The sequence below is a fragment of the Oceanisphaera sp. genome, assembly GCF_052084945.1.
Taxonomy (GTDB): Bacteria; Pseudomonadota; Gammaproteobacteria; order Enterobacterales; family Aeromonadaceae; genus Oceanimonas.
In genome coordinates this window covers 1-9,220 of sequence record NZ_JBQDEX010000110.1, presented here as the reverse complement: position 1 = coordinate 9,220, position 9,220 = coordinate 1, and the positions used below count along the sequence as shown (strand labels likewise).

Below are 9,220 nucleotides of genomic sequence, written 5' to 3'. Positions count from 1 at the left end.
TTCCAGCTTATCTTTTAAGCGTTAATAAAAAAACACCAAGCCATTTTGTGGCTTGGTGTTTTTAACTAAAAACTTGGCGCTAACTTAGCAGTAGCCGTAGCTCATTAGGCGCTGGTAGCGTTGCTCTAATAAAGTGTCGGTGTCTAGCTGGTCTAAATCTGCTAAATCACTTAGTAAACGGGCTTTTAAAAATTCCGCCGCTAATGCAGGATTACCGTGGGCACCGCCCATCGGCTCTTCTACTATATTATCAATCAGCTTTAGCTCGTGAATACGCTGAGCAGTAATACCCATGGCTTCGGCGGCTAACGAGGCTTTTTCAGCACTCTTCCATAAAATAGACGCACAGCCTTCAGGAGAAATCACCGAATAAGTAGAATATTGCAGCATATTAACGCGATCACCCACGCCAATGGCCAAGGCACCACCGGATCCGCCTTCACCAATTACAGTACAAATAATAGGGGTTTTTAAACCCGACATCACCTTTAGGTTACGGGCAATGGCTTCACTTTGGCCGCGCTCTTCTGCACCCACACCCGGGTATGCACCAGGAGTGTCGATAAAGGTTAAAATAGGCATTTTGAAACGTTCAGCCATTTCCATTAACCGCAATGCTTTACGATACCCTTCGGGGCGAGGCATACCAAAGTTACGGCGAATTTTCTCTTTGGTCTCACGGCCTTTTTGCTGACCAATCACCATAACTGGGCGACCATCAATGCGAGCTACACCGCCAACCAAGGCTTTATCGTCAGCGTAAGCACGATCCCCTGCCAACTCGTCAAACTCACCAAAAATATGCTCAAGGTAATCTAAGGTATAAGGGCGACGCGGATGGCGAGCCAACTGCGATATTTGCCACGGGCCTAAGTTTGAGAATACTTTTTTAGTCAGCTCATCGCGCTTGCCTTCAAGACGACTTACTTCTTCGTCTAAATCAACGGCATCCCCTTCGTTTACATGACGAAGTTCTTCGATTTGGGCCTGCAGCTCAGCAATCGGTTGTTCAAATTCCAGAAAATGGCTCATAAGTCCCTCAGTTCAAAAATGGTTCGACTCAAAAGAGTAGCTCAACTTTATTCGGGCCCAGCAATTGCCTTAACGATGTTAACACCTCGTCGGTGGGGGTTACCCGCCATTCGGTGCCTAACATTAACTGTGCCCGCGCTCCCGGTCGATAATAAGTAACATTCACAGGACACACTCCCGCCCGTACTGGGGTCAGTATGTCCAATAATTGATTAAAAAAGTGCTGATCAATTTGGCTGCTATTAATATTCAGCGCCAAACCACGAGCAAAACGCTCACGGGCATCACTCATGTCTAGCACTTCACGTGCCGACATCTTAAGCCCGCCATTAAAATCATCAAAGCTGACCTGTCCGCTAATAACGAGGATTTTATCCTTTTCTAGCAAAGACTCATAGCGTTCTAATGCCTCAGAGAACAAGGTGATGTCTAATCGCCCCGATCGATCGTCTAACGTTAAAATGCCCATGCGATTACCCCGTTTGGTGGTCATCACTCGGGCCGCAATCACTAAGCCGGCTGCTGTGGTTATTTTATCGCGACTGGTAGCCTGTAACTCATTTAAGCGCCCCGTAGTATAATTGCGTAATTCTTTCGCATATTGATTAATGGGATGCCCAGTTAAATACAAACCTAGGGTATCGCGCTCACCATCTAGCCATATTTTATCAGGCCAAGCAGGCACGTCTACAAAGGCATGCTCGGTTTTCTCTTCTTCTACCAACACCCCAAACATATCACTTTGGCCCAACGCCTCGGCTTTGGCATGTTGTTCGGCAGCTTTCATGGCCTCAGTTAAGGTTGCCATGGTAGCAGCCCGGTGCGGCCCTAAACGGTCCATGGCGCCAGAGTACACCAGCTTTTCCATCACCCGTTTATTGAGTTTTTTAAGGTCTACTCTATTACAAAAATCAAATAAGTCTCTAAAAGGCCCATCGGCTCGCGCGGCTAAAATCGAATCAATGGGTCCCTCGCCTACCCCTTTAATGGCACCAATGCCATACACTATCTCGCCTTGCTCATTCACGGTAAAACGATAACGCCCCGAATTCACATCGGGCGGCAGCAAGGTTAACCCCATACGCTGACATTCATCAACTAAGGTCACCACTTTATCGGTATTATCCATATCGGCCGTCATAACCGCGGCCATAAACTCAGCCGGATAATGGGTTTTTAGCCACAAGGTTTGATAAGACACCAAGGCATAAGCCGCAGAGTGTGACTTGTTAAAACCATAACCGGCAAACTTCTCTACCAAGTCAAAGATTTTCATCGCCAACTCAGCGTCTATGCCATTAGCCACGGCCCCCGCTTCAAAGCCTTCACGCTGCTTGGCCATTTCTTCGGGCTTTTTCTTACCCATGGCCCGGCGTAGTAAGTCGGCCCCACCCAGTGAATAGCCCGCCAATACCTGAGCAATCTGCATCACCTGCTCTTGATAGAGGATAATGCCATAGGTGGGTTCAAGGGTGGTTCTAAGAGACTCGTGCTGCCAGGTCTCATCAGGAAAAGACACCGCCTCTCGACCGTGCTTACGGTCAATAAAGTTATCCACCATGCCCGATTGCAAAGGCCCTGGTCTAAAGAGCGCCACCAAGGCAATCATGTCTTCAAAGCAGTCGGGTTGCAGGCGCTTAACTAAGTCTTTCATGCCCCGGGATTCTAACTGAAACACCGCCGTGGTTTCATAACGCTTAAGCACTTTAAAAGAGGCGGGATCATCCATAGGGATCGCAGCAATATCTACTGGCGCTTTACCTTGGGCTTCAAGCTTGGGATTAATCATGCCCAGCGCCCAATCGATAATGGTCAGCGTACGCAGCCCTAAAAAGTCAAACTTAACCAGCCCCGCTTCTTCTACGTCATCTTTATCAAACTGCGTAACCGGGTTATGGCCGTATTCATCACAATAGAGCGGCGCAAAGTCAGTAATGCGGGTCGGCGCAATCACCACACCACCGGCGTGTTTACCGGCATTACGGGTTACCCCTTCCAGCTTGCGCGCCATATCCACTAAGGCTTGCACTTCTTCGTCTTGATCGTAAAGCTCAGGCAGTTTTGGCTCAACATCAAAAGCTTTAGCCAGCGTCATGCCAGGCTCAGGGGGAATAAGCTTAGAAATGCGCTCCACAAACCCATAAGGGTGGCCTAATACCCGCCCCACATCGCGGATCACCGCTTTGGCGGCCATAGTACCAAAGGTAATAATTTGGCTTACCGCATCACGGCCATATAAATCAGCAACGTGATCGATCACCTCATCACGTCTGTCCATGCAAAAATCAACGTCAAAGTCGGGCATAGACACCCGCTCTGGGTTTAAGAAGCGCTCAAATAACAGATCAAACTCAAGGGGATCAAGATCGGTAATTTTCAGGGCATAGGCCACCAAAGAGCCGGCCCCCGAGCCTCGACCTGGCCCCACAGGAATGCCGTTATCTTTTGACCACTGAATAAATTCCATCACGATCAAAAAGTAACCCGGAAACCCCATTTGGTTGATCACGCCTAACTCAATCTTTAGGCGTTCATCATATTCTGGACGCTTTTCGGCCCGTACTGCTTCATCCGGAAATAAAAATGCCAGTCGCTCTTCTAAGCCTTCTTCTGAGCATTTCACTAAAAAGTCAGCAATGCTCATCTCCCCCGTAGGAAAGTCAGGCAAAAAGTATTCACCCAAACGTACCGTCACGTTACAGCGCTTAGCAATCTCAACACTATTGGCCAGTGCTTCAGGAATATCACTAAACAACTCGGCCATTTCCGCCGGGCTTTTTAAGTATTGCTCAGGGCTATAACGTTTAGGGCGGCGCTTATCTTCAAGGGTAAAACCATCGTGAATGGCCACCCGCACTTCGTGGGAGTCAAAATCGTCTTTATCAAGAAATACCACCTCATTGGTGGCCACCACAGGCAACTGCTCGCGCTCGGCAAGCTCAACCGCCATGTGCAGGTAAGTTTCTTCATCGGGGCGTTCGGTGCGCTGTAGCGCTAAGTAATAGCGATCAGCAAAATGCTGCTGATAAAACGCCAAGCACTCACCGACTAAGGTCTGGTTACCTTTGAGCAAACTAATGCCCACATCGCCTTCGCACCCGCCAGACAACACAATAATGCCGGCGTTAAATTCAGTGAGCCAAGCTTTATCCACCAAGGGTAAATGCTGCACATGACCACGCTCGTATGCCGCAGAAATAAGGCGGGTAATGTTTTGATAACCCTCGTTATTCATCGCCAGCAAAGTTAAACGAAATATCTGCTCGCCCAGCTCTTCACCCTGCACCCAAATATCGCAGCCCACCAAGGGCTTTAACCCTTTACGGTGGCTGTCGCCATAAAAGCGCACCAAGCCACACATATTCATTTGATCAGTCAGCGCCAGCGCCGGATAACCTAATTCTTGGCAACGCTGGTTAATAGGGCCAATTTTGGCCACGCCATCAACCAAAGAAAAGTCGGAGTGTACGCGCAGATGAATAAAGGGCGTGGTCATTTAACGTTCTCGTGCGGGAGTAAACAAGGCGTCTTGCTGTAATTGAGTGGCGACAGGTTTAAAGCTGCGCCTATATTCAGGCAACACACCGTGCTCGCTTAGTGCAGCAAAGTGAGCCTTGGTGGGGTAACCTTTGTGTTGGGCAAAGCCATATTGGGGGTGGCGCTTATCAAGCTCAAGCATATCGTTATCACGCGCCACTTTAGCCAAAATAGAAGCGGCGCTAATTTCAGCCACTCGGCTGTCGCCTTTTACCACCGCCTGCGCCGGCATGGGTAATTGCGGGCAGCGGTTGCCATCAATAAACACAAACCCAGGTTGTATTGCTAAGCCCGCCACGGCACGGCTCATGGCCAGCATAGTGGCATGCAAAATATTTAGCTCATCAATTTCGGCCGGTGTGCAACGGCCAATGGCCCACGCCAATGCTTGCTCACGAATAAGCGGCGCTAATAATTGGCGCTTTTTATCGCTGATCACTTTAGAGTCGCTTAAACCGGCAATGGGCCGTTTGGGGTCTAAAATAACCGCCGCCGTCACCACGTCACCCACCAAAGGGCCGCGCCCTACTTCGTCTACCCCAGCAACCAATACGCCAGATGGATACACAATGTCTATCATAGGGGCCGTCATTGCGCATTCGCCGATGCAGTGTCTGCCAGTGATAATACCGCTAATGCGGCTTGTTCATCGGCATTGCAACGAATCAGCTTATGCAAGCGGGTAAACTCATTGATTAACTCGCTAGTATCAAAGTTAATCAACTTACTCACTTCATCGGCAATATTATCGGCCGTGCATTCATGCTGAATAAGCTCAGGCACCAACATATGATCCGCCAACAGATTAGGCAAAGACGCATAAGCGGTATGAACAATCTTATTAGCCAACCAATAACTAAAGGGCTTAAATTTATAGCCTACCACCATAGGCTTTTTCGCCAACATCGCCTCTAAGGTGGCGGTACCAGAGGCCAGCAACACCATATTGGCGGCCGACATTACCTCTCGCCCTTGGCCTTCAATCATAATCACGTCTAATTGCGGTGCCACTTGCTCTTTAATGGCTAAAAACTCGGCGCGGCGCTTAGGGTTCACTAACGGCACCACAAACTCTAATTCGGGGTGACGTACCTTAAGTAGCTGGCAAGCGGCTAAATATACTGGGCTGAGTAAGGTGACTTCGGCATGGCGACTACCGGGCAATAAGGCAAGATAGTAGCCATCAGATTTTAACCCCAAACGCGCACGGGCACCTTGGGTGTCGGGTACTAATGGCATTTGATCGGCCAAGGTATGGCCAATAAAACGACAAGGCGCATCAAAGCGGTCGTAAAAGGCTTTTTCAAAAGGTAAAAACGCCAGCACCATATCGGTGGCGCGCTTAATTTTATGAATACGATTTTGGCGCCACGCCCATACCGACGGGCTAACATAGTGCAAGGTGGCTATGCCGGCGTTGCGCAACTTAAGCTCGGTATCAATATTAAAATCCGGCGCATCTATGCCCACAAACACATCCGGTGGATTATCTAAAAAGTGGCGAATAATTTGCTTACGAATGCGCAATATCTGCGGTAATCGACCTAGCACTTCCACCAAGCCCATAACCGACAACTCATCCATATCAAATAAGGCAGTGCAGCCCTCGGCCACCATTTGTGGCCCGGCAATACCTTCAAAAATGGCATTAGGATGGCGCTTACGTAGCTCACGAATCAGCCCAGCCCCTAAAGTATCGCCCGATACTTCGCCCGCCACTAAGCCAATGCGCAGCGGTTTAGCGTTACTTTGCGGTAAGCCTGCATCTGGGGTGCTAGATAAAGACAAATTAGGCACGAATAATACCGCGCTCATTTTGTTGTAAAAACTCAATCATGGGGCCCAGCTCTGGCTGTTGCACATTCAGTGCTTCTAACTCAGGGATCACCTCAGTCACGGTTTTACCGCTTCTAAAAATAATTTTATAGGCTTTTTTAATAGCAGAAATCGCCTCAGGTGAAAATCCACGACGGCGCAAGCCCTCAGAGTTTACCCCAAACGGCTTAGCATAAAGCCCCGCGGCCATCACATAAGGTGGCACGTCTTTATTTAATGCCGCACAACCGGCAATAAAGGCATGGCTGCCCACCCGGCCAAATTGATGAATAGCGGCATGGCCACCAAAAATCACGTGCGAGCCAATATGCACATGGCCTGCCAGTGTGGCGTTATTGGCAAAAATGCAATCGCTGCCAATACGACAGTCGTGTGCCACATGCACATTCACCATAAATAAGTTACGGCTGCCTACTTGGGTCAGGCTTTCGTCTTGGCTGGTGCCACGGTGAAAAGTGCAAGACTCACGGATCACGTTATCGTCACCAATGTCGAGTCGAGTGAGTTCGCCGGCGTATTTTTTATCTTGGCAGTCTTCCCCTATCGAGCAAAACTGAAAAATATGATTACGCTTACCAATGCGAGTTGGCCCCTTAATAACAACATGGGAGCCAATCCAGCACTGGTCACCAATTTCAACGTCGGCCCCAACTAAAGTCCAGGGGCCAATTTCGACCCCGGCCCCTATTTTTGCACTCGGATGAACAATGGCGGTTTCATGGATCTTTGCACTTTGTTCGGTCACATTAACCTCCGCGTTTGGCACACATTAATTCTGCGCTGCACACCACTTCACCATCTACGGTGGCCACACCGGTAAACTTGGCAATACCACGACGTTCTTTTAAATACACCACATCTAACACCAGCTGATCACCCGGTACCACAGGGCGCTTAAAGCGAGCATTATCAATAGAAGCAAAATAGTACAGCTCGCCAGGGGCTGGCTTACCCACCATTTTAAAGGCCAAAATACCCGTCGCCTGGGCCATGGCTTCTAAAATAAGCACCCCCGGAAATACCGGTTTCTCCGGAAAATGCCCGGTAAACATCGGCTCGTTGAAAGACACATTTTTAATGCCTCTCAGGGTCTTGCGCTCTGGGCTAATTTCATAATGCGCCACTTTATCTACCATCAAAAACGGGTAGCGATGGGGCAGTAGTTCCAGAATGTCCTGGATATCTAACTGATTATTCTCGGTATTCAGTTCGTCATTCAAAATGTAACCCTACCAAATTGTGCTTAATTTTTTTTGTCTGATTGCTTTTCAAGCTGATTTATACGCTTGTGCATATCGTCGATGCGCATCACTCGTGCCGTCGTTTTACGCCATTCTTTATTAGGCTGCAACGGAATACCGGACGAATAGATGCCTGGTTCAGTAATAGAGCGCATCACCATGCCCATGCCGGTCACAGTCACTCCATCACAAATTTCTATGTGGCCGTTAATGACAACCGCCCCACCAATAATACAGTATTTACCTAGTTTTAGACTACCCGCCATTACAGTACCACCAGCAATGGCCGTGCCATAACCAATTTGTACGTTGTGGGCAACCTGACATAAGTTATCAATAATCACATTATCGGCAATACAAGTATCGCCCAGCGCACCGCGATCAATAATGGTACCTGCGCCAATTTCAACGCGATCCCCTATTACTACCGTGCCCAGCTGCGGAATTTTAACCCATTCACCTTTGTTATTGGCATAGCCAAAGCCATCACTGCCAATGACAGCACCCGATTGTACCAGACAGTCACGCCCTAGGGTGACTCTATGATAAAGAGTCACATTGGCCCACAAACGAGTACCGGCGCCTAACTGAGCGCCCTGCTCTATCACACATCCTGGGCCAATCATAACATCATCAGCCAGTACGACACCCGACTCAATCACCACATTGGCACCAATTGAGACGCCCTCGCCTAGCTGTACATCGTCAGCAATCACGGCACTGGGATGAATGCTCACCGCTTGGCGTGGTGTGGTGTCTAGCGCTTGTGCCGCCAACGCAAACCCCAAGTAAGGGTCTTCCATCACCAAGCACGGCACGGCACAGGCGGATACATCAGCCGCCCTAACAATAACGGCTGCGGCCTGAGTTGTTTTAAGCAAGTGCTGATATTTGTTGTCCGACAAAAAAGCCACATCTTCGGGGCCCGCTTTGTCTAGGGTATTAACGCGGTGAATCATCACATTAGCATCGCCGGTAAACTCAGCGTTTAGCTGCTCTGCCAATGCTTGTAAGCTAATTGTCATAACTTGGCTCTACTTACTCACTCGACTGATCACCTGCTGGGTGATATCGAGGCTAGGTGAAACATGAATAACAGCACCACGCTCAACCACTAAGTCGATACCTTGCGACTGGGTTATTTGAGTGACGGCACTTTGAATACTTTTTAACATTTTTTGGCGTTCTTCATTCTCACGGCGCGCCTGATCTTCTTCTAACTTACGGCGTTTTTGCACATAAGAAGCCTGCATTTCGTTTAGCTTCTTTTGCGCATCGGCTTTTTGCTGATCGTTCATAAATGCCATGTCTTTTTGCTGCTTTTCAATAAAGCTGCGGCCATCGGCTTCAAGTTTTTGTACTTCTTTAACACGACCAGAAAACTCACCTTTCAGTTTATTAGCCACTTGGTCACGCTGTGGCATTTTTTGAAACACCAACCCCGTGTCTACCACAGCCACTTTAGTATTTTGCGCCTGCACCGCACCCGCGCTCAACACCAGTGCCAATACACCAAACATCTTCATCAACTGTTTCAAAACATTCTCCTTAAACAAAGCTGGAAGCTAGAAGCC

General features: G+C 48.7%; 8 protein-coding genes. All 8 read right to left on the bottom strand.

Features of this window, described 5'->3' with window-relative positions; translation table 11 throughout:
- Positions 1–84: 84 nt before the first annotated feature.
- Genes accA through ACTHY5_RS09855 form a run of 8 tightly spaced genes read right to left on the bottom strand, consistent with a single transcriptional unit; the run spans position 85 to position 9,184 of the window.
- Entirely contained in the window at positions 85–1,032 is a 948-nt protein-coding gene (gene accA / locus ACTHY5_RS09890) for an acetyl-CoA carboxylase carboxyl transferase subunit alpha (RefSeq protein ID WP_441879191.1), read from the bottom strand.
- Positions 1,033–1,060: 28 nt separating this feature from the next.
- The gene (dnaE, locus tag ACTHY5_RS09885) at positions 1,061–4,528 is read right to left on the bottom strand and encodes a DNA polymerase III subunit alpha (protein WP_441879189.1); all 3,468 of its coding nucleotides are present in this window, start codon (positions 4,526–4,528) and stop codon (positions 1,061–1,063) included.
- A complete protein-coding gene (rnhB, locus tag ACTHY5_RS09880; RefSeq protein WP_441879195.1) occupies positions 4,529–5,149 on the bottom strand; it encodes a ribonuclease HII in 621 nt (206 codons plus the stop codon).
- A gap of 8 nt (positions 5,150–5,157) precedes the next feature.
- Positions 5,158–6,366 carry a lipid-A-disaccharide synthase gene (lpxB, locus tag ACTHY5_RS09875; RefSeq protein ID WP_441879187.1) on the bottom strand — a complete coding sequence of 403 codons (1,209 nt, stop codon included), beginning with the start codon at positions 6,364–6,366 and terminating at the stop codon, positions 5,158–5,160.
- Positions 6,359–7,150, bottom strand: a complete 792-nt coding sequence (lpxA, locus tag ACTHY5_RS09870; RefSeq protein ID WP_441879186.1) for an acyl-ACP--UDP-N-acetylglucosamine O-acyltransferase — start codon at positions 7,148–7,150, stop codon at positions 6,359–6,361. Before lpxA ends, lpxB begins: the two co-directional genes overlap by 8 nt.
- A gap of 1 nt (position 7,151) precedes the next feature.
- Positions 7,152–7,613 (bottom strand): 3-hydroxyacyl-ACP dehydratase FabZ, encoded by a 462-nt coding sequence (gene fabZ / locus ACTHY5_RS09865; protein WP_441879193.1) that lies wholly within the window; start codon positions 7,611–7,613, stop codon positions 7,152–7,154.
- 35 nt (positions 7,614–7,648) lie between these two features.
- Complete coding sequence (gene lpxD / locus ACTHY5_RS09860; protein ID WP_441879184.1) at positions 7,649–8,671, bottom strand: UDP-3-O-(3-hydroxymyristoyl)glucosamine N-acyltransferase; 1,023 nt, start codon at positions 8,669–8,671, stop codon at positions 7,649–7,651.
- A gap of 9 nt (positions 8,672–8,680) precedes the next feature.
- Entirely contained in the window at positions 8,681–9,184 is a 504-nt protein-coding gene (locus ACTHY5_RS09855; RefSeq protein ID WP_441879182.1) for an OmpH family outer membrane protein, read from the bottom strand.
- Between the last annotated feature and the right edge of the window lie 36 nt (positions 9,185–9,220).